The sequence below is a fragment of the Caballeronia sp. ATUFL_F2_KS9A genome, from assembly GCF_023630765.1.
GTDB lineage: Bacteria > Pseudomonadota > Gammaproteobacteria > Burkholderiales > Burkholderiaceae > Caballeronia > Caballeronia zhejiangensis.
On record NZ_JALQEK010000024.1, the window covers coordinates 19,664 to 42,448 of the forward strand.

Sequence of the window (22,785 nt, forward strand, 5' to 3'; positions counted from 1 at the left end):
GTCTGCAAGGACCAAGCGGGCTTTTTTGCGTCTCGAGCCTTCGAGCTTCTGCTTTTCGAGCGCGGCGGAAGCGGCCAAGCGCTTGCGTGGGTGCTGTTGAATGGCATGGAGACGCTCGGGTTGCGCGTCGAGAAGCAATCGGCGAATGCGCTCGAAATCGCGCGCTATCACGCATCCGTCATACGCGCCGGTCTGTCGCGTGAATCGGATGAACCGCCGTTGCGCCATTGCCCCGGCGAGATGCCGAAGCGTTTCGAGAACGCATGCGTGAACGCGCTTTGATCGGCGAAACCGACATCGAGCGCGATATCGGTGAGCGACGCGCGCGAGTCGGCGAGCAAGGTCAACGCGGTGTCGAGCCGCAGCCGATGCAGATAGCGATGCGGCGTCTCGCCGAACGCTTCGTTGAAGAGCTGATGAAAGCGCCGCATGCCGAAGCCGCAATGCGCGGCGAGATCGGCGATACGCAGCGGCGCCGATAGTTGCGAGCGCAACCATCGGTCGATGCGCGCGAAATCGAGGCCGCGCATCGCGTCGATGGAATCGTCGGTGTCGTGCATCAGCGCGCCGCACAGATGCGCAGCCGCTTGCCATGCGAAGCGGTCCGCGAGATGCGTATCCGCGAGATGCGCGCGACGGGCGACATCGGCGACGGCTTGCGTGATGCGCGGATCGATGACGATCGCGCGCGCCCGTTCGAAGTAGCGCTCGGGCACCGCGACGGACGTGGCGGGCAGATCGAGCACGAGTTGGCGATTGTCGCCCTCGGCCCAGTAATCGTGGCGCGCGCCCGCCGGGATGATCCACGCACCCCTGCAATCGATGCGTGCGCCGTTGCCGTCGACGGCCATCTCCATCGACCCGTCGAGGCCGAGCACGATCTGATGAAAGTCGTGCACGTCCGACGCCTGCGCCGCCTCATAGCGGCGCAACGACACGGCAGGACGATGAAGCGGCGCGCTCATGCGGAAAACGCTCAGACGTCGAGCAGTTCCACTTCGAACACGAGCGTGGCGTTGGGCGGAATCACGCCGCCCGCGCCGCGCGCGCCGTAGCCGAGTTGCGGCGGAATCGTGAGACGGCGCACGCCGCCCACTTTCATGCCCTGCACGCCTTCGTCCCAGCCCTTGATGACCATGCCGCCGCCCAGCACGAAGGCGAAGGGGTCGTTGCGGTCCTTGCTCGAATCGAACTTCTGGCCGTCCGTGAGCCAGCCCGTGTAGTGCACGCTGACGGTCTTGCCGGCGACGGCTTCAGTGCCTTCGCCAACGGTGACGTCTTCGTATTTGAGACCGGAATCGGTCGTGACAGTCGACATGGTTGCTCCCTGGTTGCCCGGTCATCGGCGATGGATGAACCGGTGGTCGAAACCGACATTGTAGAACGTCGCAGGGAAGCGGGCGGCGCCCGGAAGCGCCGCGTCGATTACAGATGACGGCTGTGCGGCCCGAAGCGCGAACCGATGCGTGTGCCGATTTCCGGCCTTACGTGCCGGCCGATCGCGGTGCCGATCGACGCGCCGTCTTGCGAATCATGCATCGCGGCGGCGGCGGCCTGATCGCCGATCTGCTGCCTCGCGATCTTCAGCGCGCGCACGCGGACATAGGCCATCGCGACGAGCGTCCACGGCGCGAGATAGGCGAACTCGGGCACGGACACCATCATCATCGTCCAGGTCGCGGCGCAGCACTGGCGCAGCGCCATGCCGCGCGGATCCCAGTCGAGCTTGAACGCGGGGTACAGCATCAACGCGCTGATGAAGACCGTGCCGATGATGCCGGTATTGACGAGCAGCGTCGAGAAGAGATCGGTCGAGCGCACATAGCCGAAGCCGATGCCGAAGAGCTTATTGAGCGGCGCGAGATCGAGCCACAGTTGCATCGAGTGAAGGAACAGCAGACTGCGGTCGGAACCCGACTCGGTCTTCGCTTCGAGCTTGTCGGTCACCATCTGCTTGAAGAGCTCGGCGATGTAATCCTGCAGCAGATACCCGATCACGCACAGCACGAAAAGTCCGATCAGCGCCTTCACCGGGTTGATGCCGAGCTTGCGCACGCGGATCAGCGAATACACCGCATAGCCGATCAGCACCGTCGAAGAAGTGGTCATCAGAAGCGACAGTCCGATCACCCACACCGGCCAGCGCACGCGCGACGTCGCGTTGAAGTAGACCCAGAACGGGAAGATGGACATGGCGTACATCGACGGCTCGCCTGTCAGCGCTTTCAAGCGCTGGATCGGAAAGCCTTTGATGTCGATCTGCTGGAAGGAACTGCCGTTCACCGTGCCGTCCGAACGCACGATGCCCTTGCCGAACTGATCGCCGAATGCGCGGTTCGAGATGAAGTCGCCCGGCTGTCCCGTCGCGATGAAGTACGCCACTTCGTAAATGCCGTAAATCGCGAGCAGCGTGACGGCCGCGAGAATCCACTGGTCCCAGGTCGGCTTGTAGTAGTGGTACACATACGCCGCATAGAGCACGACCGCCGCCACGTAAAGCGACTGCGTGAACATGCTCTTGCGCATGATGAACGTGAGGGGATCGGTGTCGTCGACGAGCGAGATCTTGCTGAAGTCGGGATCGAAGGGCGCCATGACGTCCGCGAGCTGCGAGGTGCAGACCATCAGCAGCCAGACCGCGATCGCCGCGATCACGAAGTGCATCCAGTTCTTGCGCGCGCGCCCGCCGAACAGCAGCACGAGCGGCACGGACAGGAAGCACATCAGATAGCCGATCGTCGTGCCCTGAATCGATGGCATGACGAGAAACGACGTCACCGGCATCGCGAAGGCCCAGATTCGGTAGTAGAGGTCGGTCAGCGACGCTTTATCTTTCATTATCGAAGGGTAGGATGCGCCCGCTTCATGACGGGCTGTCGTTCGTTATCGGGAGCAAAACGCCTGCCGGATCGATCGTCGGCACGCTCACACTCTGGGCCGGAACGTCGCCAGGAGCGCGAGCAGGATCACGAGCGCGGAACGCAGCGACACGAGCGGCGGGCGCCGGATGACGACCGGTTCTTGCACGGGCGGCGGCAACTGCCGCTCGGGTCGCGCCTTTCGCACGCGATGAAAATCGCAATGCGGACACACGCTCAACGTCGCGCCCACTTGCCTGCGGCAACGCGGGCAGTGCACGAGCCGATGCCCGAATGAAAAATGTCCGCTCATATGCGTCTCTCTCATCGACCCGGTTGACGACGTGCTTACATCGAAAGTCCGTGCAGATTCCACCGTTACAACGTGAAGCGCCGCGTGACAGGCACGCGGCGCGATGCTTCATCCGCTGCGCTCGATTATGCGCCGCGGTTAGGTCATCGACTTGAACGTGCTCGTATATGCCGCCGCGTAACCATAACTGCGGCGATTGCTCGGGCGTCGCGGAATCGCGTTGAAGACCGAGCCGACGAGCCTGCCGCCCGAACGCTGCACCTTCTTCACGGTTTCCTCGATCTCTTCCTCGCTCTGGATGCCGGAGCGCAGCACGAGCACGGTCGAACCCGCATCGCTCGCCACGATCGCCGCGTCGGTGACGACGAGGAACGGCGGCGTATCGACGATCACGAGGTCGAACTGATCGCTCATGCGCGCGAGCATGTTGCGGAAGCCCGGCATCATCAAAAGTTCGGAAGGATTCTCCGGATAGCCGCCGCACGACATGAACGACAGTCCCGGCACGCCGACATAACGGATCGCATCGCCGAGCGCGAGTTCGCCCTTCAGCACTTCCGAGAGACCGCCCGGATTCGACTGCTTGAAGAACGATGCGATGTGGCCGCGCCGCATGTCGCCGTCGATCAGCAGCACGCGCAGGCCGATTTCCGCGAGCAGCACCGAAAGATTCGCCGCGACGAAGCTCTTGCCCGCGGACGGAATCGGGCCCGTCAGCATCACGATATTGTTCGGCGCATTGGCGAGATCGCGATACAGCTCGGTACGCACCGCACGCAGCGCCTCGACGGCCGGATCGTGCGGGAAGCGCGTCGCGAGCACGCGGGCGTCGCGGTCCGTGTCGGCGACGTGCGGCATCGCGAACGCGTCGTGCTCTGGCAGATGAATATGCGGCAACGCCTTCGGCGCGCCGCCGTCCTGCGCGCCGGAGTAGGTGAGCGGCGCGTGCTCCACGGGCGATACGGCAATCTCGTGATCGAGCATCGCCTGCTGACGGCTATACAGCACTTCGCCCAGTACCGGCACCGAAAGACGGCGCTCGACGAACATCGGATCGGTCACACCGATCATCGCGTGGCGGCGCAGGAAGATGAAGAACGTGCCGATGAAAAAGCCGAGACCCGTGCCCGCGGCGATCACGAGCGCCTTGTTCGGCTTCACCGGACGATACGGACGCAGCGCGTTATCGACGATATGCGCGCCGCCGCTCGTGCTTGCGCGGCGCACGGACAGCTCTTGCGCCTTGTTCACCATCCCCATGTAGATGGTTTCGGCCACGCGCGCATCGCGCGTGAGCGTCGCGTTCTGGCGCTCGGACGAGGGCATGCTGTCGAAGCGCTGCTGAATCTGCTTGTTCGATGCTTCGAGCTCCGCGATCTGCTGATCGAGATTGACGACTTGCGGGCTGGTGGGCTGGAAACGCTGCAAGAGTTGCGTGCGTTGCAGCTTGAGCGTCGCGAGTTGCTGCATCGACGTGATGCTGCCTTGCAGATAGGCCTGCGCTTCGTTGAGCGGCGTCACCGATTGCGACTTCGAACGGAACGCGCTCAAGTTGCTTTCCGCGCGACGCAGATCGCTTTCGAGGCGCGGCAATTCTCCGCGAATGAATTCGAGCGTCTTCGTGTCGTTGGCCTGACGCGCGTGCACGGCTGCCGTCAGATACGCCTGGCCGAGCGCGTTCGCGACATCGGCGGTCAGCGCGGGATCGTCGGCGTTGAACGTGATCTGCACGACGCCCGTGTCTTTCGCGGACTCGGCGACCTTCATCGTCTTCTTCATCATCGCGATCGCGTCGAGCGTGTTGAGGCGCGTCACGTCGAAGTGCACGCCCGGATGACCGAGCGCGCTATTGACGAGAATGGACACGCCGTTCGCCGATGCCGGACGACCGATCGTGCCACGCACGAGCACCGCGCCGTCGGGGTCGCGGAGTTCGTACTGGTTGTTGTCGAGCAGAACGAAGTCGAGCTTCTGGTCTTCGAGCGAAGGCGGCACATCGAGGCGGCCGATCTGCAGCGACTCGCCGCCCCATCCGTACGAGTCCATGCCGAACCATGCCGGCGAGAGATGTCCCTTCTTCGCGAACAACGAAGCGATCTGACCGAGCACCGGGAACATGTCCGGCTTGACCTTGATGTCGAAGTGGAACTGTTTCACGACCGGTTCGAGCACGGAGCGGCTCTGCATCACGGAGATTTCCGCGGGTGCGAGCTGCGTGGCCGTGGGTTGAGCCTGCTGCATCTGCGCCTGGTTTTGCGGCGCGATGCCGAGCGCGTTCGGATCAGGTGGATCGACCCGCACCACGACATCCGACGAATAGATGGGCGTGGCAAGAAACGCATAGGCGGTCGCGAGCGCGGCCGTGATCCCGATGAACAGGAACAGCATGCCAAGGTGATCGCGCAGGAGCCTGAGCATGTCGCCCGCGGTGAATTCGCCGTCGTCCTTGCCAGGGCGCGAGGATCCGGAGTTGACATAGAGGGTGTTCAATGGCGCGTCCTCAGTTCGATAAGTCGATAAGTTGAGCGTTGTTTCCCGGGCCGAGAAAAAACAGAAAGCCCGCGCGACATGTCCGCGGTACGTCTTACGTGTTATTTGATCCGGCGCAGGGCCGTCGGAACTTCCAGACAGACTAAAGACGCGAAAGGCTCTTAAAAGCGGGCGAAGCGCGCGATGCTTCGAGTTCGCGTGACGAAGCGCGTTGGCTCGTCGGAGTGCGATATTCCTTGGAAGCACACTCCGTGCCTCGGAACCGCGTCTCGGGATTCGGCGGATGAAACTCGCGAAGCCCTACGAATCGCTTACTGTAAAACGATACGTTGAGTCCGGAAAAAACGGTGCTGAATCTATCTTCCGGACACAAACTGCATGCGTCTGTTATGTAGCGAACGTTGCGGGCGTTATAAGCGTGGGGTCGCCGGTTGCGCAAGCCCATTTTCACGCGATAATCGCAAGTTCCGCCCATACTTCATTCGTAACACGAATAGATTGCGGTTTCATGGCATCGGATTGGCCTTGATGAAGTCGCGCACCGTATTGAAGCGCGATTTGCGCGTTTTACCGTCATCGTGGATCACGCCGTAGTTGCCATCGCCGCCAAAGCGCTGATCGTCGTATAGCTCGTACAACGTCACGTTCTGGATGTTGTAGGTCTTCGCGAGCGACACGAATCCCTTCAATGCGTCCTTGCCGATGAGATAGCCCCCCGGGTCCGCGTGCGTGGGCCGCACGCCGTACTCGGTGATCCAGATCGGCTTGCCATAACTGTCGCGCAGGCGTTCGAGCACGTTGACCTTCTTGTCGCCCGCCGCCGTGATCGAACCCATGTTGGAATACCAATGCCATGCAGTGATATCCCACTGCGGAATCGGATGGCCGCGCGAGCCGTCGGGCTGCGTGCCCGCATACAGCATGTCCGTGAAGCCGTAATGCAGCCAGCTGAACGATGTCAGCAGGATCTTCGCGTCGGGATTCGTCTCACGTATGCCTTTGATCAGACCGAGGATCGAGCCGCGCGCCTTCATGAACATCGCGTTGTCGTAGTCCTGCGGATGCTCGCCGCTGCGATCCGAGCCGAGTATCGACCAGTTGTCGTATTCGTTGCCGACCTGGTAGTACGTTACGAGTCCCTTCAGCACGCTTCCCGCCGTCTTGCCGAGCGCATAGCCGCGCTCGAAAGTTTCCTGCTCGTTCGCGCGCTTTTCCGGCTCGAAGGGCGTGACGAGCGCGAGTACGCCGATGCATTGCTTCGCCGCCGCGCGCGCGAAATCCGCCACCATATGCGCGCTTCGTTCACTCGATACATCCTGCGCATACATCGTGACGCCGAGATCGCGGAGCTGTGAAATCTGCAAGTCGTAATCGCTCGTGCCGTATGCGCCGTGATGTTCCAGATGTCCCGCGATGCCGTAGAACACACCCGTCGATCCGTTTCCGCACGCGATCCTGGGCGTCGCGCTGCTCGCGGCGTCCGCCTTGTGCGTTGCCGAGTGCTTGCTGGAATAGGCGTCGGACGTGCCGCTGCGCGCATAGATCAGAACGGATGCGCAGCACAGCGCACCGAAGAGCGAGACGGCAGCCACCAGAGTTCGCATCGACATTCGGCCCTCATGTAAGCGCGCGCCGTGCTGCGGCGGGCGCGTGGGAATGATGTGACGTCGTTGCCATCATGGCTTGTCGATGAACTGCATCAGCAAGCGGGCGCTTTCCGTCCACCGGAACCGCTCGGCATGCGCGAGGCCGCGACGTCTAAGGTCTTCGCTCAGTTCGGGCGAATCCAGCAGCTCGCGCAACTTGTTCGAAATGTCTTCGACCGAGTACGGGTCGCAATAGATCGATGCATCGCCGCACGTTTCCGGCAATGCGGCCGCGCGTCCGACGAGTGTCGGGCAACCGTTGCGCATGGCTTCGAGCGGCGGAATGCCAAAGCCTTCGTAGATTGAAGGATAGAGGAAGCACGCCGCATTCTGGTAGAGCGCCCGCAGTTTTTCGTCGCTGACATAGCCCGCCTGCTTGATGTTCGGCGCGCTCGACAGATCGTGCGCCTTGCCGAAGATCGCGGCGTTCTTCATGCCGACGATCACGAGATCGATCGACGGATCGTTCAGACGCATGAACGCCTCGACGAGGCGCTTGAAGTTCTTCGTCGGATTCATGCTGCTCACGGCGAGCACGTAACGCCGCTTCGTGAGCTCGAGCTCGTCGATCACCGAAAGATTGGGCGTGATCTGATCGAGGTGATCGGCCGCGAGCGGCACCACGCCGATACGCTCCGCCGGCACGCCGACATGATGCGCGAGCCGGTCGCGCGAGAACTTCGAATTCGTCAGCACGCAGCTCGACGTGCGCGCGAGAATCCAGAACATCACGTGATACCAGGTGCGAAACTTCCACGAAAAATGCGCGGGCGTATCGAACACCGCGGCATCGTGCATGTAGATGATCTGGTTCGGGCGGAAGATGGAACCCGAGTTCGAAAGATTCACGATACGCGAGCGCCCCGCGAAGAGCGGCAGGACGATCTGCTCCCAGAAGACGCCCTTGCCGAAGCCGAGCTTGACGGTCTGAACGCCTTGCACGGGATCGAGTCCGTCCTGCGGCGGCACCGCGAGCGTCACATGCGAGCCTTGCGGCAACTTTCCTAGCGCGGCGACGAGTTCGCGCGCGACGCGTTGCACACCGGTGGTCTTCTGGCTCGTGAAGCGGCCGTTATAGACGAGCTTGTTCGTGGCGATTGTCGTATCCATGTGCAGGGCGTCAGAACTGTGAATCGGAGCTGGTTTCATACGATGCAACCTCGTTCGCGCCGAGCGGCTCGCGCGTGGGCTTGTCGGAGCCGAACTCGTACATCGAAAGCCATTGACGGAAGATCGCGTCCATCGAGAAGCGCTTGCTTGCGGATGCTCTCGCTGCGGCCCCCATGCGTGCGCGCAACGACGGGTCATCGCGCAACATCGCGATGTACTTCGCCATATCCTCCATGTTCGATGCAACGAAGCCGGTCACGCCGTGCTGCACGACATCGCGATTGCCGACCACATCGGTGACGACGGCGGGAATGCCCGCGACCTGCGCCTCGATGAGTGCGATAGGCATGCCTTCCCACCGGGACGTCTGCACATAGATATCGAGCCCAGCCGTGAGTTCGAGCGCCCGATCGCGCGTGACCCAGCCGCTGCACGCGACGGCATCCTTGGGCGTGCCGGCGGGCAATTCGGTTTCGTTGCCGCCGATCCACAGGAAGCGCACCGAAGGGTTGGACAACTCGCTCGCGAGCTTCACGAACGCTTCATGGTTCTTTTGAAACATCGCACGGCCGCTCATGCCGATGACGATGCCGCCCGCGTTCGTGTCGACGCGCGGCGGAATCTCCGGAACGTTCACGCCGTTTTCGATCATGCGGGCACGTCGCGCATGCATCTTCGTTTCGATCTCGGAGAGCTCGCTTTTCGAACACGCGACGATGGTGCCGCCGAGCTTCGCGGCGATGCGCTCGAAGCTCAGATAAGCAAACTGCTTCGCGGGCGACACGTCGCGGCGCAGGAACGCGAGACCGTGCGGCGAATAGAACACGCGTGCGCGCGGCGCGGCGATGCGCGCGGCCGCGCGTCCGAGAACGCCCGCCTTCGACGAATGCAGATGGATCACCGATGGATCGCACTCCTTCAACTTGCGGACGAGGCTCCAGAGACTCGTCAGGTCATTCTTCACGCTCACTTCGCGGAACATGCTGACGTAGGTTAGCTTTACTGCCGGATGAAAGAGCTTGGCGAAATTATTGGGTGTTTCTTGCCGGATCGAATGAAGGATCGTTACGCCGACGCCAGCGGCCGCCGCGCGATTGGAAAGCTGCGTCAGCATGGACAGTACACCGCCGCCGAAGGCTTCGGTGATATGGACGATCTCTTTCATATTCAACTCTTCGAATGGCGTTGCGCCGAGCGCCCGCGGCGATACGCGATGAGAAGGAATGGTCTAGTCGTTATGGAAAAATGACGTGATACGTTCACGCAGGGCGAACGCATCCGAAGCGGCGGTTCATGGCCACTTCGAGGAACGCGTCAAAAAGCCGGGATATGCGTGGCGAGTACTAATCGCACGATTTAAATACGCGTCCGAAAAGCACACACGAGATCCGACATAGCATTACTCGTTCCTTGCGCACGGGGATGCCAAGAGCCCCGTCAAGCCTGATGACAAGCCTGGATTTACCTGCCGCAAGCTCCCGGACCAATCAGCTTTGGTCGGATGGGCGCCCCGATGTCGGTCTTTTTTGGAAACATCGTGAAGTCAGCGAAATCGTGCTGACGAATACGGAAAATAAAGCTTATTTGGCGGCCGCAGCATTCTGCTGAGCTATCGCCGTCTCGCAAATCTGCAGAAGGATCTGCAGATCCTTGAGCGGTACCGCGACCGACTGCATGCGCAGGCTCTCGGCCTGATCGGCCAGCCTTTGTACATGCTCGACCGACATTTCTTCTGTTTCCATTCTGCAGGCTCTCTTAATTAAATGCTGCTCATACCATTAAGATAACGACTCGACCTGCATAGGTCGGTTCGTTGACTCACATACTTAAATGCAACTTTGGAGTAGAGCGCAAGTCGAAAGCATCCGCTGCGCTCTTCGGGTGCAAAACAAAGCTTTGTTAAAGCGCGTGATTCGATAAATGCGTTACCAATTAGAATCACTTGTTACTGTTTTTAACACGCCAGTTTCACATTTATGGAAAAGCGAATATGCAGCCTGGGAAAGCTTATTAGCTACGACGTATTTCCCGATAGGGTTCACGTCGTTTCAGACCCGGCACTTCCTCCCGCGATCGGGCGCTGACGCTTGAGCAACGGCACGCCTTGCAGATGCAGCGTGAAGGCCATGGCCGCAGCAACCAGCGTCTCGACGATCAGCACCGTAGCCGCCGCGCCCTGCTCGCCGAAGAGCTTCGCCAGCACGGCAAGCAAGCTGAAATTCAGTACCGCGGAGGCCATCAGCACGCGGCTGAACTGTGCCTTCATGCCGAGCGGCAGCATCGTCTGAACACCGAACAGATCCGTCAGGCCGACCATCAACGGCACGAATGCCATCCAGCGCAACACCTCTACGGTAGGCAAGAACTTCGGCCCATACAAGAGTTTTACTGCAAGCGGCGCGCCGAAGAAGATGCACACCGAGATCAGCGACACGATCAGGCCTTGCACGACGAACATCTTGCGCAGGAATGCAAACGCATCATCCTTTGCGTGATGCATGAGAAAGCTCACGCGCGGATAGGCCGCGGTCTTGAGCGGCTGAAGCATGTTCAACGCGGCACGGATCAGCTTGTCGGCCGCGGCGAAATAACCTGCTGCAACATTACCCGAAATAAATGTCAGGAGCACGATGTTGCTCGATGCATAGATGTCGACGATCGACGTCGCCATGAATACGCTCCATCCGTCCTTCAGACGAACGACGATGGTACGGAGCGACACGCGCACGAAGTCGAGCTCGCGCCGCAGATAAAGGTACGTGCAAATCGCGATGCCCGACAGCAGCGGCACCAGAGCATTGACGGCCATCGCCTTATGGACGTCGTCATGCTCGCGCACGAAGAGATACATCGCAGGAATGCTGAGGGCACGTCCGATGAATACGAACAGGCTCAACATGCCGAGATCTTCGATGCCCTGAAAGTACCACGTCGGAATTAACATTGCACCGACTGCCTGACCATAGCCGATGAGAAGCAACTCGCGGTTCTCTTGCAGATAAGGTACGACCGACGTCAGCGCGATGACAACGAAGAAGCCAGCCAGTGCAAGCGCGGCCTGCGTGACGATGGTTTCCCAGAACAGCTTCGAGCGCATTTCGCGGCTCTGACGATTGATCGAGATCTTCGGCGTCGCGGTCAGCGAAAAGCTGTAATTGGTGATTGAGATGAAGTATGCGGTGAAGGCGAGGCCGAACGAAAGGCGTCCGTATTCGCTGGGGCCGAGGACGCGCGCGAGCCATGGCAGCGTCAGCAACGGTGCGAGGTATGTGGATACCTGCAGCGTCATCAATATCGTGAAGTTCTTTCGAAATGAAGCCATTGAACGGTTTTTCCCCGGCTTTAGCGCAGCTTGATCTTATGACTATGACGCAGGGCTACGAACCCTGCATGCTCGCCCGTTACGGGCGGGCCATTGCGTGACAACGCATGAAGCGATTAGTTTCGCTCGTACGTATTGCCGTCAATGCGGCGCGGGCCAAAGAGGTCTGCGCACTTGTGCCTTGGCCTGGCATCAAGCGCGCTGAAGTTGAACGAAATGCGCCGGTTCCGGACCGTCGTACACTTCCGGAGAGTGCGCTGTCTGTGCGACAGAAGCTATTTAACAAGGAAAACCCGTATTTGTCAGTGGGTTTGCACACGTAACACGATGGTCGGATGCGATCGTTCGATTGAAATTTTCGCGAAGTGCTGGTAAGCGAAAGGCGCGTGAACCACGAGGCCTTCCCTTCCGACACATGACGTGTCGCAATAGTTCGCCGATAGCATCTTGTGCGAGCGTCGAATGAAAACGCATGCGCATGATGCCGAATCGGTCGTGCACGCGAATTGCTGCGAGCGGCGCAGCGGAGCGCGTTGCGCACCGCTGCCGCAGGCGTGGTAGGCGCTCACATATAATGACTTGCAAGGTTTCTCGCGCGTCCTCGTTCGTCAGGCCAATACGCGCACTGCTACTACGCATCCCAGCTTCCGCGACATCAACCGCAACACCGATACACCAAGGATCCACAACCGTGACAACGTCTTTTTCCAGTACGGTCGAACCCGAAGGCGACAAGTCCTTCGATGCGGCCGTCGCAGGAAACGACGGCGTGCTGGTGCTCGACGCCGCCCAGCGATGCCTCTCCGCCGACTCCGTTCTCGCTCATCTCTTCGATCTTGATCCCGCCGCGCTGAACGGCCGCGCACTCGCCGAGACGCCGTTGCCGCGGCCGCTCACTGCGGTGCTCGCCGAGGCTGCCGATGCCGCGCTCGCAGGCAACGGCACGCGTCGCGCGCATGTGAGCTTCGGCGAAGACGACGCGCCGCGCGCCTTCTCGATCATCGCGCTGCCGGGCCCGGATTGCGTGACGCTGATCGTGTCGCCGGCGAACGCGCCGGACGGCGAGCCCAGCGCAAAGGATCGCATCGCGCATCTGCGAGCCGAGGCTGCGCTTTTCATGCGCGATCATGTGCTGTCGGTCGTATCGCACGATTTGCGCGGCCCGCTCAACGCAATTCATAGCTGGGGTTATGTGCTGGAGCGCAAGGTCGACGCCAACGATGCCGCCGCGCAGCGCGCGCTCGCGGGCATTCGCTCGGGCGTCGAGCAACAGGTGAAGCTCATCGAGCAATCGGTCGATACGACGCGCGCCGAGACCAAGGCGCTACAGGTCGCGCTCGCGCCGGTCGCGTTGCGACCACTTCTGGAAAAGATCGCGGCGCTCGCGCGTGCCGGCGTCGCGCGCGCGCGTGACGTGACGATCGACATCGATTCGCCGCTCGCGGAAGAACAAGTCGAAGGCGATGCCGAACGTCTGTTGCAGACGCTCTGGCTCATGCTCGCGTTCGCCGCCGAAGCGAGTCCCGCGGGCGCGACGGTGCGTGTGTCGAGCAACGTCGAGGGCAGCATGTGGCGCACGGACGTGCAATTCACGGCATCGGCACAGGCGCTCGGCGATACGGCCTCGCCGCACGTGCTCGAAGCGTTCGCGCGGCGTCAGGCGCTCGAGCCGCGCGAAGGCGGACGCATCGCATGGGGCCTTGCATTGTGCAAGCGCGTGTCGGAGGCGCATGGCGGCGCGTTCGAGCACAGCGATATCGCCGACAACGCCGAAGTGACGTTATCGGTGCGCGTGCCGGTCGCGGGCATGTAATTGACTTCCGATCAGCTGTCACCCATATACTGACGCTTTCCACTTTCGAAGAGAGTTGCTTTGGCTCAGGTTGTCGCGCTGATCGGCGCATTGTTGCTCGTCGCGTTGAATGGTTTCTTCGTCGCGGCGGAGTTCGGGCTCGTCAAGCTGCGGGCCACACGCGTCAAGGCGTTGGCACGCACCAATGGCTTGCCTGGCCGACTGCTCGCAAAGGTGCACGGGCAGCTCGACGCTTATCTTTCCGCATGTCAGCTCGGCATCACGCTGGCATCGCTCGGACTCGGCTGGATCGGTGAGCCCGCGTTCGCGGCGCTGCTTCATCCGCTCTTTGCACTGCTCGGCGTCGAGTCGGAGAAGCTGATCGACTCGATCTCGCTCTTCTTCGCGTTCTCCGTCATTTCGTTCCTGCATATCGTCGTTGGGGAACTGGCGCCGAAGTCGTGGGCCATCCGTCGCGCGGAACAGGTCGGCCTGTGGCTCGCCACGCCGCTATACGGCTTTTACTGGCTGATGTATCCGTTCATCTGGGTGCTGAATACGAGCGCGAACTTCGTGCTGCGTCTTTTCGGCATTTCGGCCGAACATGGTCACGACGCGCATTACTCCACGGACGAGCTCAAGCTGATCCTGCGCGGGCGCCGTCATGGCGGCGGCTCCTCGTATAACGAGGACGAGTGGAATACGATCGCGCATTCGCTCGATTTTAGCCGCATGACGGTGTCGGATCTGATGCGTCCGGCGCACGAGCTGGTCGGCTTGCGCAATGATCTGCCGATGCGCGACAACCTCGCCGTGATCGCGCGGCATCGTTTCTCGCGCTATCCGCTTTTCGCCGATGCGTCGGGCGAGCGCGTGATCGGCATGATCCATCTGAAGGACCTTCTGCTTTCAGGCGATGGCGGCGCGCGTGGCATCCACTTCAACTTTTCGAAGGATGCGGTCGGGAAGATCGACAAGCTTTCGCGTCATGTGCGGCCGGTGCAGTACGTTGCGCCGAATCTGTCGGCGCTTGAATTGTTTCGGCGCTTTCGCAAGGGCGCGCCGCATCTGGCGATCGTTGGGCGCAAGGGCGCGAAGCCTATCGGTTTCATCACGCTCGATAACCTGCTTGGCGCGCTCGTGGGGCAGATTCACGACGAGTTTCGTCAGGGCGATGCCGATTGGTCGCGCATGGATGACGGCACGTTGATGGGCAAGGGCAGCTTGCCGGTTGTTTCGCTCGAGCGCGCGTTGGGGATCGATATCGATGAAGGACGCGCGGAGTCGGTTGGCGGGCTCGTAATCAATGCTTTGGGCGATTTGCCCAGTGAAGGGCAGCGGGTGGAGTTCGATCGGTTCGATATCGTCGTGAAGAAGATGAAGGGGCCGAGGATTGTGCTGGTTCGGGTGTATCCGCGGGAGGAGGCGCTTGAGGAAGCGGAATGACCTTTTTGGGTTTTTCTTCGCTTTCGCTAGTGATTTCGCCGGATCCCGTTATCGTGTCGGTCTATTAGCACTGCCCCTGTGCGGGGCGGCAGTCACTTTCTTTGCTGCTGCAAAGAAAGTAACCAAAGAAAGCAGCTCCCGATACGCCCGCGGTCACACGCAATTTGGGTAGTCCTCTCGTCCATCGTGGGCTGCCTAAAGAGTGCCCTCATCACAATCACCGGGCTTGGCTCGCGCACGGTCTGTCACATCGCACCACACAACGAGGTGGTTCAGCACCAAATAGCTCCGGCCCGCTTCGCGGCCGATGGGTCAATCGGGGATGCATGTGCTTGTCTACTAACGTCTCCATCTCACCGCAAGTGCCGCACGTTGGTTTCCCTTGCATACCTGGCGGCAGCGCGTAGCGCTGTGCCGAAGCCATTTCGTGCTGAACCAGTGTCCTCAGCGTTTTCGGGCGGCGGACCGCGCGCGATCCAAGCCCCGTTATTGTGATGAGGGCACTCTTTAGGCGAGTGCCACCGTGGACGAGAGGACTACCCAAATTGCGTGTGACCGCGGGCTTAACGAGCTGCTTTCTTTGCTTACTTTCTTTGCAGCAGCAAAGAAAGTGAGTGCCGCCCCGCACAGGGGCAGTGCTAATAGACCGACGCGAAACCGGGATCCGGCGACAAGCGAAAGCAAGAGCGAAAGCAAAAGAAAAAGCGAAAGCAACAAGCGAAAGCGAAAAGCAGAAACCTAAGCCTTAGGCACCCCTTCCTCAACAAGCAAAGCCACCGGCATAACCCCAAGCGCATCGCGCAAAAACAACCTCGCCCCATCGGCTTTAGGCGCATTAGGACTGAGCCAGTCAAACAAAGCCCTTGAATGCAGCGCTTCTGGCAACACGATGGCGGTATCGCCCCAACGCCCGGCCTCGACAAGCGGCACGTCGCGCCCGACGTCCAGCAGCGGCGCTGCAAGCCGCGTCGCAACAACGACAGCAAACGCGCTCCCCGCATGCCGCGCATACGCAATCACGCGCCCCGCATGCTCGCCCTCGACCTCGAGCGGCAAATACTCGCCCTGCGCAAACAACGACTCGCAATGCTTGCGCAATGCCAAAGCTCGCCGCACGATTGCAAGCTTGACGCGCCCATCGCGCCAGTTCGCCAATTGCTCCGAAGGCGGCCCTTGCTCTTCGATCTCGAGAAGCCACTTGCGACGCAACTCATAATCGACAGGCCGACGATTGTCCGGATCGACAAGACTGAAATCCCACAACTCCGTGCCCTGATAAAGGTCCGGCACGCCCGGCGACGTGAGCCGCAAAAGCGTTTGCTGAAAGCTGTTGATCGCGCCGAGCGGTCCGAGCCGCGTGACGAACGCCGATAACTCACGCAGAAAGCCATCGCGGCGCTGCGGCGCGACGATATCGAACAGAAAGTCCCTGCACGCGTTCTCATACGCTTCGTCGGGTGCAAACCAGCTCGTGCGCGTCTTCGACTCGCGCAGCGCCTTCAGTTGCCATCCGGCGACACGTTCGGCGAGTTCGCGAACGCCCGCTTCGTCATCGGGCGCGAGTGTGGTCGGCCAGCATCCGACGAGCGTCTGATACAGCATCGCTTCCGCCGCCGGCCCCGGCGCCCAGTCGTCGATACCGGTGGTTTCGCCATGTCCGCCGCTCGGGCCGCGTCGCAATGGTGTGTTCAACGTCGACCATTGCCTGAGCGTCGCGGCCCATTCGTCGGGAATTTCGCTCAATGCAGCGATGCGCGCGCGCACGTCCTCGCCACGCTTGTGATCGTGCGTCGCCGTGCAAAGCATCGCGTGCGGAAACGCATCGAGGCGTTCGCGATTGCCCGCGTGAAACGCATCGACGGACAACGCGAACTCGCCCGGATCGGCGCCCACTTCGTTGCGCGAAATCAGCCGTCCGTAGCGATAACACGCCGTATCCTCGACCGCCTTCGCCGCCACGGGCGATGTCAGCTGCGAGAACAGCGTCTGCGCCGCGCGACGCTGCGAGCCGCTCGACGACGGGGGATTCGGCCCCGCCTGCGCCTGATTGCGATCGCGCTCACGCTCGCGATTGCGCTCCGCCGCGCGATCCCGGCCGCGTTCGGGGCGGTCGTTGCGTTCGCCACGCTCGGGCTGCGGCAGTTCATCGGGCAGCTTGCCGCCGAGCCATTGCGCGACCTGATCCAGCACCACATGGTCCGCACGCGCGAGCACCGCGCGCGCGGCTTCGAGCGCCTGCGCGAAAAAGTGCTCGTCATCGGGGCTGCGCACGCCGCCCACGGGATAGATGCGATACACCGGAAACTGCACGACGAGTTCCGCGACCGCGCGCCGTATCGACGTGAATGTGAAATCGCGCGTGGTCTGCGCATCGCGTGCAATGCGATGCAGCGCGCGCGTCACGCGATCCAGTTCCGCCGCAAGATTCTCCGCGAGGATCTTGCGGCGCGCGGCGAGCGCTTCGTCGGCGAAGCATGCGCTCTTGCCCGTGATCTCGGCCCAAAGCGCGGCAAGCGGCTCCGCGCCCGCCGGATCGTGCAGCAGCGCGCCGACATCGTTCATGAAGTCGTAACCGGTCGTGCCATCGACCTGCCAGTCGCGGCGCAACGGCTCGCCGCGCGCAAGAATCTTTTCGACGACGAAATACGTGCGCCCATTGCCATGCCGCAACGCCTCGGGCCGTTCCGCCGCCAACTCTTCGAGCCGCGCGCGCAGGCGCTGGCAATACTCGCGCGGTTCGGCGAGACCATCGACGTGATCGACGCGCACACCATCGATCAGGCCTTCGGTGAAGAGCCGGAACACGAGCGCATGCGATGCCTCGAACACTTCAGGCCGCTCGACGCGCACGCCGCCGAGCGTGCTCACATCGAAGAAACGCCGCCAGTTCACTTCGTCCGCGGCGGTGCGCCACCATGCCAGCCGATAATGCTGGCGCTCCAGCAGCCGATGCAGCCGGTCGCGACCCGCCGACGTATCTGGCGAGTGCGCCGCGAGAATCGCCTCGATCGCGGCCTGGCCGCCTTCCGTCTGCGCGATGGTGATGAGCGCGGTGCGCGCATCGGCGGCGCGCGGCTGATCGGCGGGCTGCGTCGTCAGGCCGACGAAGCGTTGCGCGAGCTCGGGCGCTTCCTGGAACACGGCGGGGTAATCGACCGGACAGACTGGAAACACGTTCGAGTAATACTCGATGACGAAGCGCCCTTCATCCGCGCGATACGCGAGCTTGATCTTGCCGCCCTGCAACTCGTCGCCGTAAGACGCGCCGAGAAACGGCGCGAGCACCTTGCCGCGCAAGGCGGGATCGGGCGAATGCCAGTCGACGTCGAAGAAGCGCGCATGCGCGGCATGCCGTCCCCATTCGAGGATGTCCTGCCACCACGCGTTCTCCGAGCCGCCCACGCCCATGTGATTCGGCACGATATCGACGATCAGTCCCATCTCGTGCGCGCGCAGCTTCTCGACGAAGCGCCGCAGGCCGTCCTCGCCGCCCAGTTCGGGATTGACCGCCGTGTAGTCCACGACGTCGTAGCCGTGCGTGGAGCCGGCGGTCGCGGTCGTGATCGGCGAGACGTACGCGTGACTCACGCCGAGCAGCGCGAAGTAGTCCACGAGCGCGGCGGCATCGTCGAAAGTGAAGCCCTTGTGAAGCTGAAGCCTGAGCGTGGAACGCGGTACGGTCATGGTGATTCGGGTTTCGATTTGGGTTCGTTCGGTTGCGCGGAACGCTTGCGCGCGGCATCGACGGCGAGCAGGCGATCGGCGAAGGCATCGTCGAGAAACAGTTCGTCGACGGGCCGCGTGATGCGCCTTCTCCAGTTCGGATGCTCGTCGATGGAGCCGGGCAGATTCGGCTGCTCCACGAGCGCGAGCAAATCTTCGAGCGGATAGGTGACGAGCGGCGCGGGCGTCGCGGCGACGAAGGCGAGCGCCTCGTCGACGGGCGCATTGTCGATATCGGGCGCCTCCACGTCATCCGGTGCGATGCCCGCGTCCTGAAACGCGCGCCACAGATGCGCGCGATCTTCGCCGCGTTCCTCGAGCGCGGCTTCGACGGCGTCGCGGCCATCGGCGCGCGCCATCGTCTGGCCGATCTTCGAGCGCCACACGATGTCCTCGCCGCGCCACCATCCGGTGACGGTCGGCAGATCGTGCGTCGTCGTCGTCGCGGTGACGCCGCTGTCCCATTCGCGCGGCGGTTTGAAGCCCGGCCCGTCCACTTCGCGCTCGAACCACAGCACACGAATGCCAAGCAAGCCGTGCTCCTGCAAGCGCTCGGTAAAGCCGGGCGGCACGGTGCCGAGATCCTCGCCGACGACGATCGCGCGATGCCGCCACGATTCGAGCGCGATCAGCCGCAGCATGTCCTCGAGCGGATAGCGCAGATACGCGCCGTCCTTCGCGCTTTCGCCTTCGGGCACGAGCCACAGCCGGCGCAAGCCGAGTATGTGATCGATGCGGATGCCGCCCGCGCATTTGAACGCGCAACGCAGCATGTCGATGAACGCGGCGAAGCCTTGCGTACGCATCGCGCGCGGCGAGAACGTCGTGAGTCCCCACGATTGCCCGGCCTGGTTGAACAGATCCGGCGGCGCGCCGACCGACACGCCCGTCAGCATTTCATCGCGATACGACCATGCGTGGCTGCCCGCGCTGTCGCAACCGACGGCGAGATCCGCGACGAGCCCGACCGCCATGCCCGCATCGCGCGCGGCGTGTTGTGCGTGCAGGAGTCCCTTCGCGGCAAGCCATTGCGTGAAGAGATAAAAATCGACCTCGCGGCGATGCGCATCGGCGAATTCCGTCACCGCGTCGCTGCGCGGATCGCGCAACGCTTCGGGCCAGTTGCGCCAGTGACCTTCGCCGTTTTGCGCGATCTGCGCGGCCTGCAGCGCTTCGAAGCGCGCATGGTCTTCGAGCGGACGTCCGCCTTCCTCGACGAATGCGGCGAAGTCTTTCGCGAAGGGCGAATCGCGATCTTCGGAAAACGCGTCGAAGAGGGCGCGCAGAATCGCGAGGCGCGCTTTCGATGCGCGCGGCCAGTCGATCAGCGTCAGTCCTTCGAGTTCGGCGAGTTCCTTCGCGACGCCCGCTTTGTCGATCGCGGCGCGCGCGGCAGGCGCACCGAGCACCGCGGCAGGATCGACGTGCGCGATGTTGAGAAAGAGCCGCGACGACGGCGAATACGGGCTGAACTTGTTCGGCTCGGCGCTGAACATCGCGTGCATCGGGCTGATCGCGACGGCATGTCCGCCGCGCTTCGCAGTTTGCGTCGCGAGCGATGCGAGCGCGGTGAAATCGCCGATGCCGCCGTCGCCGTCACGCCGCAAGCCATACACTTGCGCCGCGACGCCCCACAGCGGCGGCGCCTTCGCCGCATCTTCGTGCAGCGTGCGCCACGCATCGTCGATGGTGTAGCAGCGCGCGGGCGCGACCGCGAGCGTCGTGCGATGGTCGTTGATGACGAGCGTGTGATAGCCCGGCTCCGCGATCGGCGAGAGCAGCGCGGTCTCGCCCTTCGGCGACGTGAAGCGCCCGTCGATCACTTCGCCGCTTTCGAGTTCGATGCGATAGCGCGCGCCCTGTTTCGCCGCCGACACCGGCAGCGCGATGCCGCGATCCACTTCGGCCGTGATGAGCGGCGGCAGCTTGCGGCCGCTCATTTCGGCATCGACGGCGTTCATGCTCTGCTTGATCTGCGCGGCGTTGCCACACGGCAGGCCGAGCTTTTCGAGCAGAATGCGCAGCGTCGTTTCAGGCACGCGCTGCGTGTTCTTGTGCGCGTCCTGCCATTCGATCTCGAAGCCCGCGCGCTCCGCGAGCGCCTCGATGCTGCTCACGGAACGCGTGGCGCCCGTCTGGGTCGTTTTCGTCGCGGCGGCGTTCACGAGACTTTTCCTTCCGCGGATGCCGGTTCGAAGCGGCGCGCGTCGTGCGCAATCGCATATTCGTTCACTTCGCCGGTGATCCACGCGAGGAACGTGCGAGCGCCGAGTTCGCCGTTACGCACGCGATCCTGCGCGCGCGCCGGCGTCTCGAAGATGATCTTGCCTGGCGGCTGCTTGTCGAGCGCGACAGCCGCGTCGCCGAGATTGAGCGCGATGGAGAGCGTTTCGCCGTCGCCGAGCTTCCAGCGCGCGACGAGCGCCTTGTCGCCGAGCACGTCCGCGCCGAGCGCTTTGGCGCCCTTCAGACGCGGCGTGATGAGCTTCGCGCGCACCGTCAACGCCGATCGATAGAAGTGCAGCCATTCGAGCCGGTCTTCTTCGTCCTGCTTGTCGCTGATCTTCGGCGAGGACATGTCGAACGTTTTCTCGTCGTTCGGATCGGGAATCTGCGCGCGGCGCTTTTCGTCGGTGAATGCGGAGAACTTCGCGAATTCCTTGCGACGGCCTTCGCGCACCGCATCGGCGAGTTGATCGTGATAGTCGGTGAAGAAGAGGAACGGCTGCCTCGATCCGTGTTGCTCTTCCATGAAAAGCAGCGGAATCTGCGGCGAAAGCAGCAGAAGGCCGGTTGCGGCGAAGAGCGATTCGTCGTCGGTCAATGCGCGCAGGCGATCGCCCATCGCGCGATTGCCGATCTGATCGTGGTTCTGCAGGAACGCGACGAAGCGCGTGGGCGGCAGATGCGCGCTCGGTTCGCCGCGCGGCTTGCCGTCATGAATCGGCGACGGATCGCCCTGATACGCGAAACCTTCGCTGAGAATGCGCGCGAGCTTTTCGATCGGCTTGTCGGAATACGCGCCGTAGTAGCTCTCGTCCTCGCCGGTCAGCAGAACGTGCAGCGTGTTGTGCGCGTCGTCGTTCCATTGCGCGTCGAAATGCGTTTCCAGCAGATTCGCCGTGTTGTGCTCGTTCTCGAGCACGAGATGCACATGACGCCCCGCCTCGACGGAACTGCGGATGCGATGCGCCAGTTCGCGCAGCCATTCGTCATCGTTGATCGCGTGCACCGCGTCGAGGCGCAGGCCATCGAAACGATATTCGTTGAGCCAGTACAGGGCATTGTCGAAGAAAAAGTCGCGCACTTGCGGGCGCTCGAAGTCGATCGCCGGGCCCCACGGCGTGTTCACGCCTTCGCGGAAGAAGGTTTTCGCATACGCGTGCAGATAATTGCCGTCCGGTCCGAAGTGGTTGTAGACGACATCGAGAAAGACCATCAGGCCGAGACCGTGCGCGGTGTCGACGAGTCTCTTCAGATCTTCGGGACGGCCATACGCCGAGTCAGGCGCGTAGGGCAACACGCCGTCGTAGCCCCAGTTGCGCGTGCCGGAGAAATCGTTGAGCGGCATCAGCTCGATGGCCGTCACGCCGAGTTGCGCGAGTTCGGGCAGGCGCGCGGTGACGCCCGCGAAACCGCCCATCGCGCCGACGTGCAGTTCGTAAAGCACGGTTTCTTCCCACGGCCGGCCGTGCCAGTTCGTGTGCGTCCATCGATACGCGCGCGGGTCGATGACTTCGCTCGGTCCATGCACGTCCTGCGGCTGATAGCGCGAGGCGGGATCGGGCACGGCGAGGTCCTCGTCGAGCCGATAGCGATACAGCGTGCCCGCGCCGCCATCGGCTTCGGCTTCGAACCAACCGTCGCCGGTCGGCTGCATGTCGACGCGTTCGGGCGTGCCGCCCGCGCGCAGGATTTCCACTTGCACGGCATCGCGCGATGGCGCCCAGAAACGAAAGCGCGTGCGCGGATTGTCGCGTGCGGCGCCCGTCAGATGAGCGCCGAAAGGAAGGCAATACGCATATTGATGCTTGTGCGGATCGATCGGACGTTCGGACATGATTTCCTGCCTCTAATGATGCGGT

General features: G+C 62.4%; 15 protein-coding genes and 1 pseudogene. 3 read left to right on the top strand and 13 right to left on the bottom strand.

All coding sequences use genetic code 11. The features are described 5' to 3' along the window. Positions 1–84 precede the first annotated feature (84 nt). Positions 85–186, top strand: a pseudogene (locus NCS67_RS13940) (PLP-dependent transferase); the annotation flags it as partial. Here NCS67_RS13940 and NCS67_RS13945 read toward each other — a convergent pair. The 10 genes from NCS67_RS13945 to NCS67_RS13990 all read right to left on the bottom strand — a co-directional run bounded on the left by NCS67_RS13945 (position 168) and on the right by NCS67_RS13990 (position 11,739). Continuing rightward, a complete protein-coding gene (locus NCS67_RS13945; RefSeq protein ID WP_175983191.1) occupies positions 168–965 on the bottom strand; it encodes a helix-turn-helix transcriptional regulator in 798 nt (265 codons plus the stop codon). The pseudogene NCS67_RS13940 and the gene NCS67_RS13945 sit on opposite strands and share 19 nt — an antisense overlap. An 11-nt stretch (positions 966–976) precedes the next feature. Next, complete coding sequence (locus NCS67_RS13950; RefSeq protein ID WP_008354031.1) at positions 977–1,318, bottom strand: FKBP-type peptidyl-prolyl cis-trans isomerase; 342 nt, start codon at positions 1,316–1,318, stop codon at positions 977–979. Between the two features lie 107 nt (positions 1,319–1,425). Further along, positions 1,426–2,838 (bottom strand): hypothetical protein, encoded by a 1,413-nt coding sequence (locus NCS67_RS13955; RefSeq protein ID WP_144403786.1) that lies wholly within the window; start codon positions 2,836–2,838, stop codon positions 1,426–1,428. Between the two features lie 87 nt (positions 2,839–2,925). Further along, positions 2,926–3,171, bottom strand: coding sequence for a hypothetical protein (locus NCS67_RS13960; protein ID WP_250435450.1), 246 nt, complete (start codon positions 3,169–3,171; stop codon positions 2,926–2,928). A gap of 138 nt (positions 3,172–3,309) precedes the next feature. After that, positions 3,310–5,661: a polysaccharide biosynthesis tyrosine autokinase gene (locus NCS67_RS13965; protein ID WP_250435451.1), complete on the bottom strand. Its 2,352-nt coding sequence runs from the start codon at positions 5,659–5,661 to the stop codon at positions 3,310–3,312. A 506-nt stretch (positions 5,662–6,167) separates the two neighbouring features. Next, positions 6,168–7,271 carry a glycosyl hydrolase gene (locus NCS67_RS13970; protein ID WP_008354027.1) on the bottom strand — a complete coding sequence of 368 codons (1,104 nt, stop codon included), beginning with the start codon at positions 7,269–7,271 and terminating at the stop codon, positions 6,168–6,170. Between the two features lie 66 nt (positions 7,272–7,337). After that, positions 7,338–8,417 (bottom strand): glycosyltransferase family 4 protein, encoded by a 1,080-nt coding sequence (locus NCS67_RS13975; RefSeq protein ID WP_250435452.1) that lies wholly within the window; start codon positions 8,415–8,417, stop codon positions 7,338–7,340. A gap of 10 nt (positions 8,418–8,427) precedes the next feature. Then, the gene (locus NCS67_RS13980) at positions 8,428–9,582 is read right to left on the bottom strand and encodes a glycosyltransferase (protein WP_008354025.1); all 1,155 of its coding nucleotides are present in this window, start codon (positions 9,580–9,582) and stop codon (positions 8,428–8,430) included. A gap of 415 nt (positions 9,583–9,997) precedes the next feature. Beyond that, the gene (locus tag NCS67_RS13985; RefSeq protein WP_160297408.1) at positions 9,998–10,159 is read right to left on the bottom strand and encodes a hypothetical protein; all 162 of its coding nucleotides are present in this window, start codon (positions 10,157–10,159) and stop codon (positions 9,998–10,000) included. A 296-nt stretch (positions 10,160–10,455) separates the two neighbouring features. Continuing rightward, positions 10,456–11,739: a flippase gene (locus tag NCS67_RS13990; RefSeq protein ID WP_033536876.1), complete on the bottom strand. Its 1,284-nt coding sequence runs from the start codon at positions 11,737–11,739 to the stop codon at positions 10,456–10,458. A gap of 691 nt (positions 11,740–12,430) precedes the next feature. Here NCS67_RS13990 and NCS67_RS13995 point away from each other — a divergent pair. Both NCS67_RS13995 and NCS67_RS14000 read left to right on the top strand, forming a co-directional pair. Continuing rightward, positions 12,431–13,552 carry a sensor histidine kinase gene (locus NCS67_RS13995; RefSeq protein WP_250435453.1) on the top strand — a complete coding sequence of 374 codons (1,122 nt, stop codon included), beginning with the start codon at positions 12,431–12,433 and terminating at the stop codon, positions 13,550–13,552. Between the two features lie 60 nt (positions 13,553–13,612). Then, complete coding sequence (locus NCS67_RS14000) at positions 13,613–14,977, top strand: hemolysin family protein (RefSeq protein WP_008354020.1); 1,365 nt, start codon at positions 13,613–13,615, stop codon at positions 14,975–14,977. A gap of 738 nt (positions 14,978–15,715) precedes the next feature. Here the strand turns inward: NCS67_RS14000 and treY are convergent. Genes treY through treZ form a run of 3 tightly spaced genes read right to left on the bottom strand, consistent with a single transcriptional unit; the run spans position 15,716 to position 22,760 of the window. Further along, positions 15,716–18,661, bottom strand: coding sequence for a malto-oligosyltrehalose synthase (gene treY, locus NCS67_RS14005; RefSeq protein ID WP_250435454.1), 2,946 nt, complete (start codon positions 18,659–18,661; stop codon positions 15,716–15,718). Then, positions 18,658–20,865, bottom strand: coding sequence for a 4-alpha-glucanotransferase (malQ, locus tag NCS67_RS14010; protein ID WP_250435455.1), 2,208 nt, complete (start codon positions 20,863–20,865; stop codon positions 18,658–18,660). Before malQ ends, treY begins: the two co-directional genes overlap by 4 nt. Continuing rightward, the gene (treZ, locus tag NCS67_RS14015) at positions 20,862–22,760 is read right to left on the bottom strand and encodes a malto-oligosyltrehalose trehalohydrolase (RefSeq protein ID WP_250435456.1); all 1,899 of its coding nucleotides are present in this window, start codon (positions 22,758–22,760) and stop codon (positions 20,862–20,864) included. The genes malQ and treZ overlap by 4 nt, the downstream gene beginning before the upstream one ends. Between the last annotated feature and the right edge of the window lie 25 nt (positions 22,761–22,785).

Bases quoted from the DNA above. Each gene is read 5' to 3' on its own strand.
- NCS67_RS13945 (WP_175983191.1), bottom strand. From the start codon at position 965: ATGAGCGCGCCGCTTCATCGTCCTGCCGTGTCGTTGCGCCGCTATGAG.
- NCS67_RS13950 (WP_008354031.1), bottom strand. From the start codon at position 1,318: ATGTCGACTGTCACGACCGATTCCGGTCTCAAATACGAAGACGTCACC.
- NCS67_RS13955 (WP_144403786.1), bottom strand. From the start codon at position 2,838: ATGAAAGATAAAGCGTCGCTGACCGACCTCTACTACCGAATCTGGGCC.
- NCS67_RS13960 (WP_250435450.1), bottom strand. From the start codon at position 3,171: ATGAGCGGACATTTTTCATTCGGGCATCGGCTCGTGCACTGCCCGCGT.
- NCS67_RS13970 (WP_008354027.1), bottom strand. From the start codon at position 7,271: ATGTCGATGCGAACTCTGGTGGCTGCCGTCTCGCTCTTCGGTGCGCTG.
- NCS67_RS13975 (WP_250435452.1), bottom strand. From the start codon at position 8,417: ATGGATACGACAATCGCCACGAACAAGCTCGTCTATAACGGCCGCTTC.
- NCS67_RS13980 (WP_008354025.1), bottom strand. From the start codon at position 9,582: ATGAAAGAGATCGTCCATATCACCGAAGCCTTCGGCGGCGGTGTACTG.
- NCS67_RS13985 (WP_160297408.1), bottom strand. From the start codon at position 10,159: ATGGAAACAGAAGAAATGTCGGTCGAGCATGTACAAAGGCTGGCCGAT.
- NCS67_RS13990 (WP_033536876.1), bottom strand. From the start codon at position 11,739: ATGGCTTCATTTCGAAAGAACTTCACGATATTGATGACGCTGCAGGTA.
- treY (WP_250435454.1), bottom strand. From the start codon at position 18,661: ATGACCGTACCGCGTTCCACGCTCAGGCTTCAGCTTCACAAGGGCTTC.
- treZ (WP_250435456.1), bottom strand. From the start codon at position 22,760: ATGTCCGAACGTCCGATCGATCCGCACAAGCATCAATATGCGTATTGC.